Annotated in this window: 16 protein-coding genes; 10 read left to right on the top strand and 6 right to left on the bottom strand. The window is 63.0% G+C overall.

Annotated elements, in window-relative coordinates; all coding sequences use genetic code 11:
- Positions 1-5: 5 nt before the first annotated feature.
- The 3 genes from MOV63_RS19395 to MOV63_RS19385 all read right to left on the bottom strand — a co-directional run bounded on the left by MOV63_RS19395 (position 6) and on the right by MOV63_RS19385 (position 4,162).
- The gene (locus MOV63_RS19395) at positions 6-1,706 is read right to left on the bottom strand and encodes a thiamine pyrophosphate-requiring protein (RefSeq protein ID WP_247035981.1); all 1,701 of its coding nucleotides are present in this window, start codon (positions 1,704-1,706) and stop codon (positions 6-8) included.
- A 61-nt stretch (positions 1,707-1,767) separates the two neighbouring features.
- Positions 1,768-3,231: an NAD-dependent succinate-semialdehyde dehydrogenase gene (locus MOV63_RS19390; RefSeq protein ID WP_247035979.1), complete on the bottom strand. Its 1,464-nt coding sequence runs from the start codon at positions 3,229-3,231 to the stop codon at positions 1,768-1,770.
- Between the two features lie 139 nt (positions 3,232-3,370).
- The gene (locus MOV63_RS19385) at positions 3,371-4,162 is read right to left on the bottom strand and encodes an SDR family NAD(P)-dependent oxidoreductase (RefSeq protein WP_247035977.1); all 792 of its coding nucleotides are present in this window, start codon (positions 4,160-4,162) and stop codon (positions 3,371-3,373) included.
- A gap of 393 nt (positions 4,163-4,555) precedes the next feature.
- Between MOV63_RS19385 and MOV63_RS19380 the strand changes: the two genes are divergently transcribed.
- The 4 genes from MOV63_RS19380 (at position 4,556) to MOV63_RS19365 (ending at position 7,872) form a co-directional block, all read left to right on the top strand.
- Positions 4,556-5,341, top strand: a complete 786-nt coding sequence (locus MOV63_RS19380) for an alpha/beta fold hydrolase (RefSeq protein ID WP_247035973.1) — start codon at positions 4,556-4,558, stop codon at positions 5,339-5,341.
- Positions 5,338-6,498, top strand: coding sequence for an LLM class flavin-dependent oxidoreductase (locus MOV63_RS19375; RefSeq protein WP_040124067.1), 1,161 nt, complete (start codon positions 5,338-5,340; stop codon positions 6,496-6,498). The genes MOV63_RS19380 and MOV63_RS19375 overlap by 4 nt, the downstream gene beginning before the upstream one ends.
- A 407-nt stretch (positions 6,499-6,905) precedes the next feature.
- Positions 6,906-7,067: a hypothetical protein gene (locus MOV63_RS19370; RefSeq protein ID WP_157885280.1), complete on the top strand. Its 162-nt coding sequence runs from the start codon at positions 6,906-6,908 to the stop codon at positions 7,065-7,067.
- 133 nt (positions 7,068-7,200) lie between these two features.
- Positions 7,201-7,872 carry a spermidine synthase gene (locus MOV63_RS19365; RefSeq protein WP_247035972.1) on the top strand — a complete coding sequence of 224 codons (672 nt, stop codon included), beginning with the start codon at positions 7,201-7,203 and terminating at the stop codon, positions 7,870-7,872.
- 54 nt (positions 7,873-7,926) lie between these two features.
- Here MOV63_RS19365 and MOV63_RS19360 read toward each other — a convergent pair whose 3' ends face one another.
- Entirely contained in the window at positions 7,927-8,634 is a 708-nt protein-coding gene (locus MOV63_RS19360; RefSeq protein ID WP_247035970.1) for a GntR family transcriptional regulator, read from the bottom strand.
- Between the two features lie 194 nt (positions 8,635-8,828).
- Between MOV63_RS19360 and MOV63_RS19355 the strand changes: the two genes are divergently transcribed.
- The 6 genes from MOV63_RS19355 to MOV63_RS19330 all read left to right on the top strand — a co-directional run bounded on the left by MOV63_RS19355 (position 8,829) and on the right by MOV63_RS19330 (position 16,064).
- The gene (locus MOV63_RS19355) at positions 8,829-9,440 is read left to right on the top strand and encodes an NADPH-dependent FMN reductase (RefSeq protein WP_247035967.1); all 612 of its coding nucleotides are present in this window, start codon (positions 8,829-8,831) and stop codon (positions 9,438-9,440) included.
- Between the two features lie 66 nt (positions 9,441-9,506).
- Positions 9,507-10,631 (top strand): LLM class flavin-dependent oxidoreductase, encoded by a 1,125-nt coding sequence (locus MOV63_RS19350; RefSeq protein ID WP_247035965.1) that lies wholly within the window; start codon positions 9,507-9,509, stop codon positions 10,629-10,631.
- Between the two features lie 14 nt (positions 10,632-10,645).
- Positions 10,646-11,416 (top strand): alpha/beta fold hydrolase, encoded by a 771-nt coding sequence (locus MOV63_RS19345; RefSeq protein WP_247035963.1) that lies wholly within the window; start codon positions 10,646-10,648, stop codon positions 11,414-11,416.
- A 285-nt stretch (positions 11,417-11,701) separates the two neighbouring features.
- On the top strand, positions 11,702-14,053 hold the full coding sequence (locus tag MOV63_RS19340; RefSeq protein ID WP_247035961.1) for a xanthine dehydrogenase family protein molybdopterin-binding subunit: 2,352 nt from the start codon (positions 11,702-11,704) through the stop codon (positions 14,051-14,053).
- Positions 14,054-14,063: 10 nt separating this feature from the next.
- Positions 14,064-14,786, top strand: a complete 723-nt coding sequence (locus MOV63_RS19335) for an enoyl-CoA hydratase/isomerase family protein (RefSeq protein ID WP_247035959.1) — start codon at positions 14,064-14,066, stop codon at positions 14,784-14,786.
- A gap of 216 nt (positions 14,787-15,002) precedes the next feature.
- On the top strand, positions 15,003-16,064 hold the full coding sequence (locus tag MOV63_RS19330; protein ID WP_247035957.1) for a class I SAM-dependent methyltransferase: 1,062 nt from the start codon (positions 15,003-15,005) through the stop codon (positions 16,062-16,064).
- Between the two features lie 37 nt (positions 16,065-16,101).
- Here the strand turns inward: MOV63_RS19330 and MOV63_RS19325 are convergent, their stop codons facing one another.
- Together MOV63_RS19325 and MOV63_RS19320 are read right to left on the bottom strand one after the other, a co-directional pair.
- Positions 16,102-17,079: a thioesterase family protein gene (locus MOV63_RS19325; RefSeq protein ID WP_247035955.1), complete on the bottom strand. Its 978-nt coding sequence runs from the start codon at positions 17,077-17,079 to the stop codon at positions 16,102-16,104.
- Positions 17,076-18,134 carry an alcohol dehydrogenase gene (locus MOV63_RS19320; protein WP_247035953.1) on the bottom strand — a complete coding sequence of 353 codons (1,059 nt, stop codon included), beginning with the start codon at positions 18,132-18,134 and terminating at the stop codon, positions 17,076-17,078. The genes MOV63_RS19325 and MOV63_RS19320 overlap by 4 nt, the downstream gene beginning before the upstream one ends.
- Positions 18,135-18,139 lie beyond the last annotated feature (5 nt).

Here is an 18,139-nt window from a genome sequence, read left to right as displayed (position 1 = left end):
GCCTCTTAGTACGAAACCATGACTTCGAGCATGGCCTGCTGCCCGCTCCTGGTCGCGGCCAATGCCCGCTGCAGCGCCGCCGGCAGATCGGCGCCGGTCTCGACGCGTTCGGCATGGGCGCCATGGGCGCGGGCGACGGCGGCATAGTCCGGAGCCGGATCGAGCGCGGTGATCGGCATGGTGTTGGCGGTCGCCGCACTTCCATCCGGATACATGTAGAGCGTCGAGCGGCGCACCGCATTCCAGATGCCGTTGTTGAAAACGACCGTCAGCAGCGGCAGTTTCAGCGCGGTCGCGGTCTGGTGGCAAGCGACCGGGTTGGCGAACATGTAGGAACCGTCACCGATCGTGGCGATCACCTGGCGGCTGCGGTCGCCGAGCTGGGCGCCGAGCGCTGCCGTCAGGCCGAAGCCGAGACCGCCGGACAGCGGGGTCGAGAAGTAGGATTTCGGATATTTGAAGCTCATCACCGACGGATCAATGCCGAGTTCGTTCACCACAGTCGTCCTGTCGTCCAGAATATCGGAGATGCAGCGGCTGACATAGGCCGGTGTCATCGGCGAACCGTTGCCCATGGCGGCGCGCTTGTCGGCGGCCTCTGCCTGGGCCGCCTTGATCTTCGCCCACTTTTCGCGACGCTCGGAGAAGGTTTCCGAAGCCGGCACGCGCTCGGCCACCGCAGCGGCAAGCGCTGCGATCGTCTTGTTGATGCCGCCCGCAAGCGCGATGTCGATCGGAAAACTGCGGATCGGTACGCGGCTATGCTGCGGGTCCGGCCCGATGGCGATGACCTTGGCGCCGGCTGAAAGCTCCGTATGGTCTGAAATCCACGGAACCGCGGCATTGATCACGACCACGACATCGGCTTCCTTCAGGACCTGGGTCGAGTCGCGGCCGATCATCATTGGGTGGTCGCTCGGCAGTGCCAGGCGGGTTGCCCACATCTCGATTGTCGGCAGCGCGAACTTTTCGACGAAGCCGGCGAGCGGCTCGAAATCCGCAGCGAGCTCCGGGCTCTGGGTAATGATCAGCGGGTTCTTTGCCTTGGCGAGTAGGTCAGCGGCCTCTGCGATCAGATCGGGATCGGCCGGGCCGAAGGTCGTCGGAGTGACCGTCGAACGGTGATTGATCTCGATCTCGGCACCTTCGGCCAGCGCCTCGCGCGGCAGGCTCAGATAGACGGGACCGCGGGGCTCGCTCATGGCGATGCTCATGGCGCGGTCTATGACGATGCCCGCCTGTTCAGGGTAGCGCAGTTCATAGTCCCACTTGACCACTTCGCGGACCATGCCGCCCTGGTCGAACATTTCCTGGCCCCAATGGATTGGCGAGGAGCGCGAGCCGAAGCGGCCGTGTTCGGTGATCGGCGTGCGGCCGGAGAACATCATGACAGGCACGTTTTCCGACCGGGCGTTGATCAGGCCCATGACCGAGTTGGCAAGACCGACATTGACGTGGACGATGACGCCGGCCGGTTTTGACGTCATCAGATAGTAGCCGTGCGCCATGCCGACCGCGACACCCTCATGCGGGATGACCAGCGCTTCCGGCATTTTCAGACCGGTTTCCGGCTGGCGGGCGAACGCCTCGATGATCGACGGGAAGTCGGTGCCGCCATTGGCGAACAGGACGTCGATGCCTGCGGCCTTCATGTGGGTCAGCACAGCTTCGGCGGCGAATGTGCCGGTCGGTTTTTCGTGTTTCATGCTCTTGTCCTCTTGGAAGCTCTTTCGACCCGAAGCTCTCAGGTGATGCTGACCAGACGGATCAGCTTACGCTGACCGTTTTGGTAACCATGTAGGCATCGACGCCCTCGATCCCGACTTCGGAACCGTGGCCGCTCGCTTTCACCCCGCCGAACGGCGTTTCTGGCATCGAGATGTTGAAGGAATTGATGCCGACCATGCCCGCTTCCAGCGCGTCGGAAAGTTTTGCGATGGTCTTGTGCGAATTGGAGAAGGCATAGGCCGCAAGGCCGTAGGGCAGTTCATTTGCTTTGGTGACCGCATCGTCGAAATCCGAGAAGCGGTTGAGCACCGCGACCGGGCCGAACGGCTCCTCGCTCATGATCCGCGCATCGCCTGGCACGTCGGCGAGAACAGTCGGGGCGTAGAAAAAGCCTTCGTTGTTGATGCGATGGCCGCCGGCGAGCAGTTTGGCGCCCTTGGAGGTGGCGTCCTGCACCAGCGCCTCGATTGCGTCACGGCGGCGGCCGTGGACCAGCGGTCCCATGCCGGTCGCCGGATCGAGGCCGTCGCCGAGTTTGATCTTGGAAGCGCGCTCGGCGAAACCGGCGCAGAAGGCGTCGTACGACTTGTCCTGCACGTAGAAGCGGGTCGGCGAAACGCAGACCTGGCCACCGTTGCGGTATTTGCGCTGCACCGACATGTCGAGTGCGGCGGTCTGGTCGGCATCGTCGAAGACCAGCACGGGCGCATGGCCGCCGAGCTCCATCGTGGTGCGCTTCAGGGTTTCCGAGGCAAGCCGGATGAGGTGCTGGCCGACCGGGACCGAGCCCGTAAACGAGATCTTTCGGATGATCGGCGAGGCGAGCAGGTGGCGCGAGATGAAGTCCGGCACGCCGTAGACGACGGCGATGACACCGGCCGGAACACCGGCATCGATAAGGCACTGGGCGACGGCCGCGGCAGACGCCGGGGCCTCTTCGCCGGGCTTGTAGATCATCGTGCAGCCGGCGGCGAGCGCCGAGCCCATCTTGCGGGCGGCATTGCCGACCGGGAAGTTCCACGCCGAAAAACCGGCGGTCGGGCCGACCGGTTCCTTGACGACCTGAAAGCGGGTTTCGCCGATGCGGCCCGGAATGACGCGGCCATAGGTGCGGCGGCCTTCCTCGGCGAACCACTCCATTTCTTCCGTGGCGAAATGGGTTTCGAGCCGCGCTTCGGCGATCGGCTTGCCCATTTCGAGCGTGGCAAGGGTGGCGATCTCTTCCTGCCGGTCGTGCATCAACTGGGCTGCGCGCTTCAGGATGCGGCCGCGCTCGCGCGGGCTCGTCGCGCGCCATAGCGGAAAGGCTCGGCTTGCGGCTTCGAGCGCCTGGTCGAGATCCTGCGCCGTCGCATGCGGCACAACGCCGATCGCTTTTTCGGTGGCTGGATTGATCAGCGGCTGCGTCTTGCGGTCGCCATTCTCCAGCCAGACCCCATCGATCAGGAGACGCGCGGACTGGTAAGCGTCGGACGAGCGGTCTGGATTGGTTGCGATGTTCATGTCGTCTCCTCCGTTTTTCATCAGACGAATGCGTCTGGCATTCGTCAATTTCGGGCTTTTCGTGAGCCCGGCTTCCTCGTCCACTTCAAGGGGATAAAGCAGGGAGCCTGATATTGTCAATTCCGACGTTCACGTCGGCTCAAATAGCGATCGTACCACCGTCGATCGGGATTACCGCGCCGGTCATGAAGCTCGAGGCCTTCGATGCCAAAAGCAGGGCGAGGCCCATGATCTCGTCCGTCTCGGCAATGCGGCCGAGTGGCACCGTGTCGGCAAAGGCCTTTTCCACCTCCGGTTCGCGAATGCGGCCGCCGGCGATATTGGTGCGGAACGGGCCGGGGGCGATGCCGTTGACGAGCACGTTATAGGGCGCCAGCTCCCACGAGGCCTGCTTGACGAGATTGACGACGGCGCCCTTGCTGGATGCATAGGCGTAACCGGTCATCGGGTCGGCGCGCAAGCCGGCGATCGAGGCGATTGCGACGATGCGGCCTTGTCTCTGTTTCTTCATATGCCTGGCGGCGGACTGGATGGCGACGAAAGTGGCGGTGAGGTTCACATCCACCACCCGGTTCCACAGCTCGTCGCTGACATTTTCGATCGCGCCCGCTTCCGTGCGGGAATTCGGGCCCCCGCTGATGCCGGCATTGGCGACGAGGATATCGAGATGCCCGTGTTTTTCGGCAATGCCATCGATGGTGTTGCGCAGGCTCGCGCTGTCGGAGACATCGACCTGATGGCTTTCGGCGGAAAAGCCCTGGCCGTTCAGCCATTGGTAAGCGGCGGCAAGCGTCTCGGCGTCGAGATCGAGCAGCGCCACATGCGCGCCATTGGCCGCCAGCGTCTTGGTGATGGCAAGGCCAAGGCCGCTCGCCGCACCGGTGACGACGGCGATTTGGCCTTTGAGATCGAATAGTTTTTCGGCCTGCATTTTTCCTCCTCCCTTAGTCTCCTGGGCGCCGTGACAGCCCCTCACCCCGCCTCCGCTGCGCTCGGCGACCCTCTCCCCGCACGCGGGGCGAGGGGGAGCGGCGACGGTGCGGCATATCCCTTCTCCCCGTCAAGAACGGGGAGAAGGTGGCGGTAGCCGGATGAGGGGCGGACGGTGGACGCCCACGCCTGATCAAGCGAAATCACCCACCCAAGCGGCTCCAACCTTGTATGCAATTGTCGAAGATGCAAGTTAGAAATTTGCTATTATCAATCAAAATTTGACAGAGTCATATTGACCCTCCCCGAAAGGTTATACAGATTGCCGCCATTCGCGGGTGCCGAGGAGCGCCTGCCTTAACGGTCGTCAGGTCCCGGGGAGGATGAAACACCGATGAGCTTTACCGAAAGCTTTGAAACCGTCACCGGCACGAAGATCCGGCTCATGCGGGGAGGCAAGGGCGCTCCGCTGCTTTTCCTGCACGGTGCGAGCGGCGCCTCGCGCTGGCTGCCCTTCATGGAGAAGCTCTCCGAAACCCACGAGGTGATCGTGCCGGAACATCCGGGTTTCGGCGGCTCCGACAATCCGGAATGGCTGGACAATATTTCCGACCTCGCCTTCTTTTATCTGGACGTCCTCGACCATCTCGGCTTCGATAAAGTCAATCTGGTCGGCCAGTCGATCGGCGGATGGCTGGCGGCGGAGATCGCCGTCCGCAATGCGACGAAACTCGGCTCCCTGACTGTCGTGGCGCCGGCCGGTATCCGGGTGAAGGGCGTGCGCAAGGGCGACGTCTTCATGTGGAACCCGGAGGAGACCGCCCGCAACCTCTTCCACGACCAGGCGTTTGCGGAAGCGATGCTGGCCGCCCCGCCGCCGTCGAAGGAGGGGATGGAAATTCTTCTCAGGAACAAGCTCACGTCGGCCAAGCTCGCCTGGGAGCCGCGTTTCCTCAATCCGCACCTGCACAAGTGGCTGCATCGGATTCCGGTGCCGACGCTGATCGTCTGGGGCGACGACGACAAGGCGATGCCGGTCGGTTACGCCCCGGCCTGGCGCGACCTCATTCCCAACTCGCGGCTTGAGATCATCGAGAATTGCGGACATGTGCCGCAGATCGAAAAGGCCGACCGTTTCGTCGAACTGGTCAATGGCTTCATCGCGGAGGTTACGCGATGAAATTCTACTTCATGCACCTGATGCCCTATGCGGATCTCGATCTGTCCTATGACGAGAAGCACAATTCCGCCTGGGTCACCCTGCCGAACACCTATTACGATCCGAAGAAGGGCCACCAGCTCTACAATCGTTACCTGGACGAGCTCGAATATGCCGACCAGCTCGGCTTCGACGGCATCTGCGTCAACGAGCACCATTCGAACGCCTATGGCCTGATGCCGATCCCCGGCGTCATGGCCGGCGCGCTCGCCCGCCGCACCAAGAACGTCAAGATCGCCATTCTCGGCCGGGCGCTGCCGCTCTTGAACAACCCACTGACCGTGGCGGAAGAATTCGCGATGGTCGACAACATTACCGGTGGCCGCCTGATCGCCGGCATGGTGCGCGGCATCGGCGCCGAATACCATTCCTGGGGCGTCAACCCTGCCTTTTCACATGAGCGGTTCCAGGAAGCCCATGACCTGATCCTGCAGGCCTGGACGCAACCCGGCCCGAGCGTCTTCGAAGGCAAGCACTACAATTTCGAATACGTGAACGTCTGGCCGCGGGTCTACCAGGACAATCCGCACCCGCCGATCTGGATCCCGAGCCAGGGTTCCAGCGAGACGATCGAATGGGCGGCCCATCCGGACCGCAAATACACCTATCTCCAGACCTTCGCCTCGGTCTCCACCGTCGCCCGCTACATGAAGATGTATAAGGACGTTGCGGCCGGCTACGGCTACGAGGCGACCGAAGATCAGCTCGGCTGGTCGCTGCCGCTTTATGTCGCCGAGACCGACGAGATCGCCCGCCGCGAAGCCAAGGAGCATATCGAGGCCTTCCTGCAGAAGTTCCTGCGCATGCCGATGGAGATGCTGCTGCCGCCGGGCTACACCTCGGTAAAGTCGATGGTCGGGGCGATGTCGGCCAAGGCCGGCCATGCGATGAAGCAGACGATCGACAGCGTCATCGAAGAGGGCAAGTTCATCTGCGGCAGCCCGGCGACGGTGCGGGAGAAGCTGGAAGAGTACCAGGCCCAGATCGGCTTCGGTCATCTTTTGACGCTCCTGCAGTTCGGCACCCTACCGGCCGAGCTAACGCGTAAGAACATGGAGATCTATTCCAGGGAGGTCATGCCGTATCTGCGCAACGCGACATCCAGGACGGCGGCTTGAGGGGGCGCCGATTTGATGAGTTTGGTAACGCTATGAAGCCTTTGGGCGTAGCCATATCACCCAAGGTTCAGCTTGATGTGCGGTTGTGAATGCCGTCATTTGAGGCGTAGGACCGCGCAATTGTCACCCCCCAGTCGATGCGGTCTCAGCGGCCGGCGCCCCAAAAAAGCCGGCCGCTACCCCCTCGGGGCTATACCCCTTGCGCTAGGTCCTTTGGACGAGTTGAGGACTTCGCAGTCGGGAGTACAATGACTGCATCCTAAGCCGAACGTAGAAGAGGTACCGGCTTAGGAGAGGCCCGCGCAGGGGGAAAAAGGCGCGGGCCTTTTTATTTTTGCAGTACGACATCGAAAAGATGATGCTATTTGCCAAATTCCATGCATGTTCGCCGCGGGCTGGGGCGAGACATGATTCCAAAAAACGACGACGCGTGCTCGGATGATTTTCCGAACGGAGACGGTTATCCGGAGCTTACCGATGACGAACTTGAAAAGTTCGTCCCCGTGCTGATCGAGGCACTTACATTTCCACCTCCGCCGATCGGCTGGAAGCCGGGCGACGGAGGCTGAACGACCTCCCTTCAACGTGTCCATAGGCTCGATTTCCCTTTGGCTGTCCATTCGACGATGACCGAATGCATAGCTGTGTTTTTCGCATGAGGTCTGTGTTAGGAGGCCTCACGCAAGACAATGAGACATGCCGATGCTTCCCTGGATCCAGCTCGACCGTGCAACCATTCCCGGTGAGGGCGGCGAATTGCGCCTTAAGCAGCGCGGCGCCGAATTTTCGATCATGCTCGGCTCGACGGAGTTGATGAACAGCCGGCTGAGCGGTTCGGAAGAGGCGCTGGCGACGCTCTCCTGCGAGCGGATCGCCGGGCGGAAGAATGCCCGGATGCTGATCGGCGGCCTCGGCATGGGATTTACCCTGCGGGCGGCTTTGGGCGCTTTGCCAGGCGACACCAGGGTCACCGTCGCGGAACTGGTGCCGGCCGTGGTCGACTGGGCGCGGGGGCCGATGGCGGAATTTCACAAGGGCACGCTCGATGATCCGCGTGTCGATATTCATGTCGGTGATGTCGGGGCGCTGATCCGGTCGCGCAACGGCGCCTACGATGCGATCCTGCTCGATGTCGACAACGGCCCCGACGGGCTGACGCGGGCCTCCAACGACAGCCTTTATAATCGCGCCGGGCTCCGGGCCGCCAAGGCTGCACTGCGCGAAAATGGCGTCCTGGCCGTCTGGTCGTCGGCGCCGGATGCCGCCTTTACCCGCCGGCTGCGGGATGCGGGGTTTGCCGCCGAGGAAATCTTTGTGCGCGCCAACGGCAAGCGCGGTGGCCGCCACGTCCTGTGGATGGCGACCAACCGGTAGCAGGTCGGCAACGGCCCGTCGGCGGGAGCTTCGAAGAGAGCGGCACTACCGCACTCATTTTGCCCCGTCTTCATGCTCAAGCGAGCCGGAGGCGGACGGCAAAAGCGAAAAGAGATGGGCGTTCATTGCCGCCTGCGCCCATTCGGGGTTGCGGGCCTTGAGCGCCGCGAGGATTTCCCGGTGCTGGGCATGGGTGCGGCGGGTGCGCACCTCGACCGGCTCCGAGTAACGGTTGAAGATCGAGGCCGGCAGTTCCAGCGAAGAGGCCAGGATCTTTTCGAGCCGCGGGCTTTCGGCGGCGGCGGCGATCACCGCATGGAATTCGGCGTTGAGTCTGTCGAAACCTTCGAGGTGCTCGTTCCAGCCGAGTTCCTCGAACTGGGTCTCCATCACCCGTTCCAGCTCCTGCAGCCGCTGCAGGTCGGCTTCCGAAATGCGGGTGGCGGCGCGGCTGGTCGCATGGCCTTCGAGAATGGCACGTAACCGAAAGATCTCGATCGCGTCGTCGAGCGAGAAATCCGCGACGATCCCCCGCCGGTAACGTTCCAGCACCACCAGGCCCTCAGCGCTCAGCCGGTTCAACGCCTCGCGGATCGGCGTGCGGGACACCCCGATCGCGGCGGCAAGCTGGTTTTCGAGCAGCTTGTCGCCGGAGCGCATTTCGCCGGTGAGGATCAGATGCCGGATACGGTGATAGGCAGTTTCGACAGCGCTCTGCGTTGCCCCGTCCTTGGCATCGTCTCTGGTTGTCTCCTTGGTCAAGCGGCCACCTTTTCCTTGTCGTGATGATGATGCGGGAAAATATGACAATCGTCTATCGTCAAAAAGTGTATACCAGACTAGCGTGGCAAGCTCTTATACGATGGTTATGCCTTGACTTCCGCATAAAAGGTATACAAATATTTCTTCAGGAGGCCTGACAAGGCAATCGGCTACGGCCGAGGGAGGAGACCACCATGACTCAAGCCCGCAAACCTTTTATCGTCGGTATCGGCGGAACCCAGCGCCCTGGCTCGAGCTCCGAGCTCGCCCTGCGCCATTGCCTCGCCGCGGCCGAAAAGGCCGGCGCGGAAACCGACCTCATCTGCGGCACGGCGCTCGAACTGCCGCTCTTCGATCCGGGCGTGACGGACCGCACGCCGGCCGCCCTTAATCTTCTTCAGTCCCTTCGTCGCGCCGACGGCATCGTCATCGCAACGCCGAGCTATCACGGCGGCATGTCCGGCATGATCAAGAACGTCATCGACTATACGGAAGACATGCGCGAGGACGCCCGCTCCTATTTCGAGGGCCGCGCCGTCGGCTGCATTATCTGCGCCGCCGGCGACCAGGCGCTCGGCTCGACGCTGATCGGGCTGCGCTCGATCGTGCATGCGCTGCGCGGTTGGCCGACCCCTTATGCGGCGACCATCAAGTCCAACGAGAAACCTTTCGTCGACGGCCGTCCGGCCCGCCGGGAAGTCGCACAGCCGCTCGAAATCGTCGCCTCGCAGGTTGTCAGCTTCGCCGAAATGATGATGGCAAGCCGCGTCGGAGATGCCGCGCCGCGCCTCGTCGCCAGCAACTGATCCAATTTCAATCACCATCGTCGGATCCGTTGCCTTCATCCGGCCGCGGTCCCAGCGGAGCTTTCCATGAAGTTCAATTTCTTCCACCTGATGCCTTATCCCGATTACGACAAGCTGCCGCACGAATGGCCGGTCAGCACCCACGGGATCGACAGCGCCCGCATCCAGGCGCTCTACAACGAATATATCGACGAGATGGTCGATGCCGAGAATTACGGTTTCGACTGGGTGGGCTGCAACGAGCACCATTTCAGCCCCTACGGCCTGATGTCCAACCCGAACCTGATCGCCGGCGCGCTCGCCCGCCAGACGTCCAAGGCGAAGATCGCCATCGTCGGTAACCTGCTGCCGCTGCTGAACCCGGTCCGCGTCGCCGAAGAATATGCGATGATCGACGTGATGTCGGGCGGCCGCCTCGTCGCCGGCTTCCTGCGCGGCATCCCGCACGAATACATCGCCTACAACATCCCCCCGAGCGAATCCCGCAGCCGGCTGCGCGAGGCGACCGAGCTGATCATCAAGTGCTGGACGGAGGACGAGCCCTTCGGCTGGGAAGGCGAGCACTATCAGTTCCCGGCTATCTCGATCTGGCCGAAGCCGATCCAGAAGCCGCATCCGCGCATCCTGATGTCCGCCAGCAACGCGGAATCGGCCGAATTCGTCGCCAAGATGCGCGCCATCATGGGCATCACGCTGATCCAGGATCTGTCGATCGCCAAGGCTGCTGTCGAGAATTTCAAGAAGACCGCCCGTTCCTATGGCTGGGAACCGACGCCGGACGATATCCTGGTCGGCCAGCAGATCTGCATTGCCGATACGGACGAGGAGGCCAGGCACCACATGGCCGCCGCCCAAACCTATTTCCACCAGACGCTGATGCGCCCGCAGCGCTCCGCCCAGCAGCTCGTGCTCGGGCAGAGCCGCTACTACACCGAGGCCGATGCCGGCGAGAATTTCCAGAAGCGCCTCGCAACGCTGCGCGGCCGCACGGTGGAAGAACAGATCGAAGCCGGTTCGATCATCTGCGGCAGCCCCCAATCGGTCATCCGGCAGATCAAGCGCCTGCGCCAGGAACTCGATTGCGGCCTGCTGAACCTGACGATCAAAGTCGGCAACATGCCGGGCAGCGTCGTTCGCCGCGGCATGGAACTGTTCCGCGACCGCGTCGCCCCCGAAGTCGCTGGCCTGTAAGAGGAGTTTGATCCATGAGCTTTGAACTGAAGACGATCGAGCTTTCCCGCGGCAGGCTCTCCTACCATGTCGGCGGCACGGGGCAGCCGGTTGTCTACCTGCATGCCGCCGGCGGCGTGATGCTGACCGAGCCGCTGAAGGCGCTTATCGCGAACCACACGGTCTATGCGCCGGTCTGCCCGGGCTTCGACGGCACCGAGGGCAACGAAAACCTGAAGACGGTGCGGGACTGGGTGGCCATGGTCGCTGAGTTCGCCGAAAAGCTGGTCGGCCCGCGGTTCGATGTGATCGGCTCGTCCTTCGGCAGCTGGTCGGCTTTGTGGCTTGCCGCCGAGCATCCGAAAATGGTCGACCACCTGATCCTCGGCGTCCCGGCCGGGTTCCGCTTCGGGGGCAAGGGCGGGCTCCCCGCCGATCCGGACGCGCGCTTCAAGGCGCTCTACGCCCATCCGCAGAAGATCAAGTCGACGCCGAAATCGCCTGAAGTGATGGCCGCCAACGGCAAAACCTACGAGCGCCTCGCGAACGACATTCAGGTTGACGAGGCACTGAGTGCGCGCCTGCCCTCGATCGAGGCGGTCACGCTGATTCTGCTCGGCACCGAAGACAAGGTCGTGCCGGCGGAGGCCGGTGCGCACCTGAAGCGCAACATCCCGACCTCGCAGCGCGCCTTCATCTTCGACGCTGCCCATTCGATCGAGGTCGACCAGCCGGAACGTACGCTGCGGCTCTGGACCGACTTCCTGAAGCGCGGCCCCGGCTACGTGCTCAACCAGGGGGCCTGATGCCGCCTGAGGCGATACCCTTCCCAGGGGAAGCTTGGCCCAGACCTCGGTCTGGGCCTTTTTTCTTGTAGGGACATTGCGTTCTCCCTCATTCCGGTGGGCGCTCGGCTGTCGTCGAAAGAGAAAGGCTTTACAGGCAATTTTCGCAAGCTGTAATTTTCAACATTGACGGATATAATGTGTCTATTATGAATTGATTTGCGTTTCGCTTCAGGAAGGCCCAAGAGCCGCATGCGGAATGCCATCGTCCGGGATATGTGGGACGATGTGAATGGGAGGAATGGCATGATCGGTGAAGACGTCAGGCGCAAGGAAGACAACCGGTTGATCACCGGCAAGGGCCAGTATGCCGACGACCTCAAATTCGAGAACACGGCCTATGCCGCCTTCGTGCGCTCGCCGCATGCCCATGCGATCATCCGCGGCATCGACACGTCGGCTGCCCGCGACATGCCGGGCGTGCTCGCCGTCCTGACCGGCGAGGATATCGTTGCGGCTGGCATTGCGCCGATCCCGCACGCAATCGGCAGTTCGCAGTTCGGCTCCGACATCCGCATCAAGAACTACGACGGCACCGAGCGTGCTCGCACCCATCACCAGGCGCTGCCGACCGACCGTGCCCGCTTCGTCGGCGAGGCGGTGGCCATGGTGATCGCCGAGAGCACCAATCTCGCCAAGGATGCCGCCGAAGCCATCGAAGTCGACTGGGAGGAACTGCCCGCGGTCGTGCGCGGCGTCGACGCGCTGGAAGAAGGCGCGCCGCAGCTCTGGGACCATGTTCCGGGCAACAAGGCGATGGACGGCGAAATCGGCGACAGGGCGGGCACCGCAGAGGCATTCGCCAAGGCCGCCCACGTCCTCGAATTTACCAGCTGGGCGCAACGCGTCACCGGCGTGCACATGGAGCCGCGTTCCTCCGCCGCCGAATACGACCCGGAGACCGGCAAATTCACCATCCACGCTTCCGGCGGCCATGGCGTCGTGATGATGCGCGAGCAGATCGCTGCGTCTCTCGGCGTCGACATGGCCTTCGTCCGCGTCGTTGCGCCCCGCGATGTCGGCGGCAATTTCGGCACCCGCAACGCCACCTATCCGGAATTCGTGCTGTTGCCATACGCCGCCAAGCTCACCGGCCGGCCGGTCAAACACCAGGCGGAACGCATCGAAGCGTTCCTGTCGGATTTTCAGGGCCGCGACCTGCATGTGAAGGCCAGGCTGGCGCTCGATGAATACGGCAGGTTCCTCGCGTTCCACTCTATCAATACCAGCAATATCGGCGCCCATACGGTGTCCTACACGCCCCTCAACAAGGGCATCCAGCTGATGACCAGCCTTTATCGGGTGCCGGTCGCGCATGTGGAATTCCGCGCGGCGATGTCGAATACCGTACCGACCATCCCCTATCGCAGCGCCGGCCGCCCCGAAGCCATGTACATCATCGAGCGGATGATCGACCTTGCCGCCCGCAAGTTCGGTTTCGACCGGGTGGAGCTACGGCGCATCAACATGATCCCGGAAGAGGCCTCTCCCTATTCCAACCCGATGGGCGTCATTTACGACAATGGCGACTATATCGGCTGCATGGACAAGGTGCTCGAGATGGCCGACTGGAAGGGTTTCGAGGCGCGCCGCGCAGAAGCCCGCAAGCGCGGCATGTATCGTGGCATCGGCCTTTCCAATTATATCGAGGGCACCAGCGGCGTGCCGCGCGAGCGCGCCGAGATCACGGTCGATCCGACCGCCGGCATCGTCGATGTCGTCATCGGCACCCAGAATACGGGGCAGGGGCACGAGACGGCGTTTGCCCAGCTCGTCGGGTCCTTCCTCGGCGTTTCCCACGAGGTCGTGCAGATCCGCGCCAGCGATACGGATTTCGTCTCGGCCGGCGGCGGTTCGCATTCCGGACGCTCGCTGCGTTTCGCGAGCATCGTCATGCACAAGGCGACTGCCGAGATCATCGAACGCGGCCGCAGGATCGCCGCCTTCATGCTGAACGTCGCGCCGGAAGAGATCGACTTCACCGACGGCCATTTTCGCGCCCGCGGATCGAACGGCGTCGTCAGCCTGTTCGAGGCGGCCCAGGCTGCGGAAAACGATCTCGGCCTGCCGGACGAGCTGCGGGGCACGCTTGCGGCGATTTCCGACGAGACCACCCATGGGCTCGCCTATCCCTATGGCGCTGCGGTCTGCGAAATCGAGATCGATCCGGAAACCGGGTTCTTCCATATTCCGCGTTATTCGACCGTCGATGACGTCGGCAAGGCGCTGAACCCGATGATCGTCGATGGCCAGACCCATGGCGGCATCGTCCAGGGTGTCGGCCAGGCACTTTTCGAATGGTCGCATTACGACCAGGAGACCGGCCAGAACCTGTCGGCCACCTTCATGGACTATCAGGTGGCACGTGCTTCCGATTTCCCGAGCTTCGACACCCATATCAGCGAAGTGCCGGCCAAAAGCCATCCGCTCGGTTTCCGTCCGGGCGGCGAGGGTGGTACGACACCGTCGCTCGGCGTGACGATCAACTCCATCACCGATGCGCTCGCCGATCTCGGCGTCACCCATATCGAAATGCCGGCAACGCCCTCCCGTATATGGGAAGCGATCCGGGCGGCGAAAGCCAAACAAGAAGCGTGAGGAGAAAGCATTGTCCGACGTCCTGATCAATACCCGGGGGAACGTCCTCGAGATCACTCTCAACCGTCCCGACAAGGGCAATGCGCTGACGCCCGAGATGGCGCAGGCCATCACCGCTGCGCTGAAATCCCTGTCGCCGGAAACCCGCGTCGTGCTGATGAACGCCAAGGGCGGCGATTTCTGCACCGGCCGCAGCGCCGCCATGCCGGCTGCCGGTTCTCGCGCCACGGCGCTCGACCTGCGCACCGCGATCTCCGATCCGGTCCTCGATTTTTACGAAGTGCTGCGCGAAATCCCGGTTCCGTTCATCACCGCCATCCGCGGCAGGGCCGCCGGCGTCGGTTGCGCCATCGCGGCTCTCGCGGACGTGGCGATCGCTGCCGAAAGCGCCACTTTCCAGGTGCCGGAAATGAACCACGACATCGCCCCGACGCTGGTACTCAACGCGCTCGCCGACCGGGTTTCCCGCGCTACGCTTTCCCGCATGGTGCTCACCCGCGACGTGATCCCCGCGACGGAAGCCAAGGTGCTCGGCATCGTCGGCATCACGGTCGCCGATGCCGGTATCGACGCCGAAGTCGAACGCGTGGTCGGCCAGCTCGAGAAGAACTCGGTGCCGACCGTGCGCGGCATCAAGGCATTTCTCTCGATGAGCCCGGAAACTTCTTTCGCCTCCCGCAAGGAACTGGCCGCACTGATCAACTGCGTTGCGACGGCGGAAAAGTTCCGCTGACATAGATCCGTAGCCAGAATCCCTTTCATCCACATACCTGCACCTTCTCCCGTTGGGGAGAAGGGATGCGGAATAATGCTGTCATGCCTCGGGGAGTTAAGCCTTCTGATCGGCCACCTAGTCCGAATGCTTCATTGACCGGGTGCGGACCCGGCGTAGGATCGCTTTGGGTAAAACCCATTGGGCTGGGGGCTGACGGTATCTATGGAGGGTGCCATGCAGGAACCTGATATGCAGAAACTCGATGCACTTGTCGGTCGGCTGGTGGGCGATCTCGGCGCTGGCGTGTCCGGTGTTCTCGTCGTGCTCGGCGACCATCTCGGCCTGTTCCGGGCAATGATGGACGGACGGCTGCGATCCTCGATGGAAATAGCGGAAACGACGGGGCTGACCGAGCGCAATGTGCGCGAATGGCTCGCCGCCATGGCTGCGGCCGACTACGTCATGTTCGATGAAAAGTCGAACAAGTTCGGTATGACGCCTGAGCAGGCGATGGTTTTTTCCAATGAGGACAGCCCGGCCTTTTTCGGGGGCGCTTTCGAAATCGTCCAGTCGATGTGGATGGACGAACCGAAGGTGGAGGAAGCCTTTCGCACCGGCCGCGGGCTCGGCTGGCACGAACACAGCACCTGCCTCTTCCGGGGCACCGAGCGCTTCTTCCGGCCCGGCTACAACAGCCATCTGGTCGACGAATGGATTCCGGCGCTTCAAGGCGTCAGGGAAAAGCTGGAGCGAGGGGCGGAGGTCGCCGACGTCGGCTGTGGCCATGGCGCCTCGACGATCCTCATGGCCAAGGCCTTTCCGAAGTCGCATTTCCACGGGTTCGACTACCATGCCCCCTCCATTGAACGCGCAAAGCGTGCAGCGCAGGAGGCTGGCGTCGACGACCGGGTGACGTTCCGCCAGGCAACGGCGAAGGAGTTCCCCGGCGGCAACTACGATCTCGTCGCCATGTTCGACTGCCTGCACGATATGGGCGATCCGGTCGGAGCGGGCCGTCATATCCGCGAGACGATGGCGAAGGGTGGCACCTGGATGATCGTCGAACCTTTCGCGCATGACGGCCTGAAGGACAACCTCAACCCGGTCGGGCGCGTTTATTACGGCGCCTCGACGATGATCTGCACCCCCGCCTCCATGGCGCAGGAGGTAGGTCTTGGCCTTGGAGCGCAGGCTGGAGAGATGAAGCTTCGCAAGGTGGTGCTCGACGCCGGCTACTCGCACTTCCGACGGGCGAGCGAAACTCCGTTCAACATGATCTTCGAGGTGAGAGCCTGAACTGCTTCGGGTCTACGCGGTTCCCAAGAGCGGCCGCCTAAAGCGCCAGACCTTCGGTCACCAGCGGAGCCAGCGCCTCCGTGGCCGCCGGCGAGATCTGCACGATGGCCCGTGCATCGAGATCGAACACGACAGCGACCGATTGCATCGTGCCGAATACCCGGCCGGTGAAGGGATCGACCATCCAGAAGATCAGCGACATGACGCGCTGGTCGGTCTTCTGCAACCCGCCCCAGATCTCGAAACAGTCGCCGAGACGCGGCGTTTCGCCATAAAGGATGCGGAATTCCAGCACCGCGCCGCCCACCTTGCCGGGCGGCGTTTCGGCATGTTTGCTGACGATTTCGCGGATCGGGCCGGTGAGCTGCTTCACCCCGCCGCCGACCGCGCCGATGAATTTCTGGGGGCCGAGGCGGTGGAATGCGTCGCAGGCCTCCGGTTCGATCAGGCTCATCGCGGTGCGTTTCAGGCCGAGCGTGATTGCCCGGTCGCGTGAGGCGCTGATCGTCACCGGTTCATTGCCGGTGCCGCGGGCGACTGCCTCCCTGGGAGCGTCGACCAGCGAGGCGGAAGCCTTTTCGCGGAAGGCCGCTGGCCAGGGAAGGGGCGTCGTGAGGTCGGCCGTATCCACATGGGTCAGCCGCACCCTGAAGCTCGCGGCAAGCTGGCCGGAATGGCTGTTGTAAAGCATCAGCACCGCAAACGCCGTTGTCTCGCCGATCTCGAGGAAACCGCCTGTCATATGCAGCGACGTGCCGGCATGCGCTTCGCGATGGAAACGGATATGATGTTCGTTATAGGCGATCGTCGTGGCCGACCTCGGCGAAAACAGGCCTGTCAGGCCGTTGAGGCCGAACAGAACCGCCACGCCCTCATTGGCACGGGCGACGTAATACTGGGTGTTCCAGTGCGCATTTTCGTCCACTTCCCATTGGCGCACGCTGCCGCGCCAAACCTCGATCATCGGGGCCTCGATCATCGGGGCTTCGGTCATTTCGCCTTGCTGCGCACTCACGCCAGCTCCTCCTCCAGAACGATACGCCCCCTGACGGCGCCCTTGGAGAGCCGGCTCATCGCGCCGTTGATCGATGATTTCGGGACGGCCTCGTAGGGGATGGCGTCGAGCCTTCCGCTTTTGGCGAGATCCACCAGATCCTGCAATTCCTGCAGAGACCCGGTGATGCTGCCGATCAGGCTCAGGCCCCCTTGCGCCATGCGCATGGTCGGGATGGTCAACTGGCCGCCGAACATGCCGACCATGATGATGCGGCCGCCGCGCGCCAGCGCCGGGAAACAAAAGGCCGCCGTCTGGCTGTTGTTGACGAAATCGATGATGGTGCGCACCGGCCGGCCGACCGTATCGACGATCCTCGCCGTCACGTCGTCGCCGGTCGAAAGCACGGTTTTGTGGGCGCCGGCATCCGCAGCGATCTTCAATTTCTCTTCGGAAACATCGACCACGACGATGTTTTCGTGCCCGAGCGCCTTGAGGATGACGATGCCGCTGAGGCCGAGCCCGCCCGCGCCGACCACGACGATCGCCTCGTCTGGGCGAACCGGCACGGCCTTGCGGATGGCGGAATAGGCTGTGAGGCCGGAGCAGGCATAGGTGGCCGCAAGCGCCGGGTCGAGGTCTCCGGTATCGATTAGATAGCGGCTGTGTGGCACCACCACATGGCTGCCGAAACCGCCGGGCCTGCGCATGCCGAGCGGCCGGCCCTGCATGCAGAGGTTCTCTTGTCCTGCACGGCAGGTTTCGCATTCGCCGCAGCCGAGCCACGGATAGACGAGCCTTATTTCGCCAACTTTCACGCCCGTCGCATCGGGGCCAACGGCGGTGACGGTGCCGAGGATTTCGTGACCGAGGGTGAGCGGGTATTTCATGCCGATGCTGTCGATCGACACCTGCCTGTCGCCCATGTCGAAAATGCCCTTCCACAGGGTCAGGTCCGAATGGCAAAGCCCGCAATGAGACACCGAAACGACGACCTCCGAGCCCGCCGGCTGCGGGTTCGCCTCCTCGATCTCCCGGAGCACTTCCGATGCTTCAAATACCTGCCATGACCGCATGATCC

Source organism: Neorhizobium sp. SHOUNA12A (assembly GCF_023006505.1).
In the GTDB taxonomy this organism is placed as follows: domain Bacteria; phylum Pseudomonadota; class Alphaproteobacteria; order Rhizobiales; family Rhizobiaceae; genus Neorhizobium.
The sequence above is the reverse complement of the archived record's forward strand: the minus strand, read 5'-3'. Positions and strand labels throughout refer to the sequence as shown.

What these genes read in the sequence shown, in the direction of transcription:
- MOV63_RS19340 (WP_247035961.1), top strand. Translation starts at nt 11,702, where the DNA reads ATGATCGGTGAAGACGTCAGGCGCAAGGAAGACAACCGGTTGATCACC.
- MOV63_RS19355 (WP_247035967.1), top strand. Translation starts at nt 8,829, where the DNA reads ATGACTCAAGCCCGCAAACCTTTTATCGTCGGTATCGGCGGAACCCAG.
- MOV63_RS19385 (WP_247035977.1), bottom strand. Translation starts at nt 4,162, where the DNA reads ATGCAGGCCGAAAAACTATTCGATCTCAAAGGCCAAATCGCCGTCGTC.
- MOV63_RS19395 (WP_247035981.1), bottom strand. Translation starts at nt 1,706, where the DNA reads ATGAAACACGAAAAACCGACCGGCACATTCGCCGCCGAAGCTGTGCTG.
- MOV63_RS19320 (WP_247035953.1), bottom strand. Translation starts at nt 18,134, where the DNA reads ATGCGGTCATGGCAGGTATTTGAAGCATCGGAAGTGCTCCGGGAGATC.
- MOV63_RS19390 (WP_247035979.1), bottom strand. Translation starts at nt 3,231, where the DNA reads ATGAACATCGCAACCAATCCAGACCGCTCGTCCGACGCTTACCAGTCC.
- MOV63_RS19370 (WP_157885280.1), top strand. Translation starts at nt 6,906, where the DNA reads ATGATTCCAAAAAACGACGACGCGTGCTCGGATGATTTTCCGAACGGA.
- MOV63_RS19330 (WP_247035957.1), top strand. Translation starts at nt 15,003, where the DNA reads ATGCAGGAACCTGATATGCAGAAACTCGATGCACTTGTCGGTCGGCTG.
- MOV63_RS19345 (WP_247035963.1), top strand. Translation starts at nt 10,646, where the DNA reads ATGAGCTTTGAACTGAAGACGATCGAGCTTTCCCGCGGCAGGCTCTCC.
- MOV63_RS19375 (WP_040124067.1), top strand. Translation starts at nt 5,338, where the DNA reads ATGAAATTCTACTTCATGCACCTGATGCCCTATGCGGATCTCGATCTG.
- MOV63_RS19350 (WP_247035965.1), top strand. Translation starts at nt 9,507, where the DNA reads ATGAAGTTCAATTTCTTCCACCTGATGCCTTATCCCGATTACGACAAG.
- MOV63_RS19365 (WP_247035972.1), top strand. Translation starts at nt 7,201, where the DNA reads ATGCTTCCCTGGATCCAGCTCGACCGTGCAACCATTCCCGGTGAGGGC.
- MOV63_RS19380 (WP_247035973.1), top strand. Translation starts at nt 4,556, where the DNA reads ATGAGCTTTACCGAAAGCTTTGAAACCGTCACCGGCACGAAGATCCGG.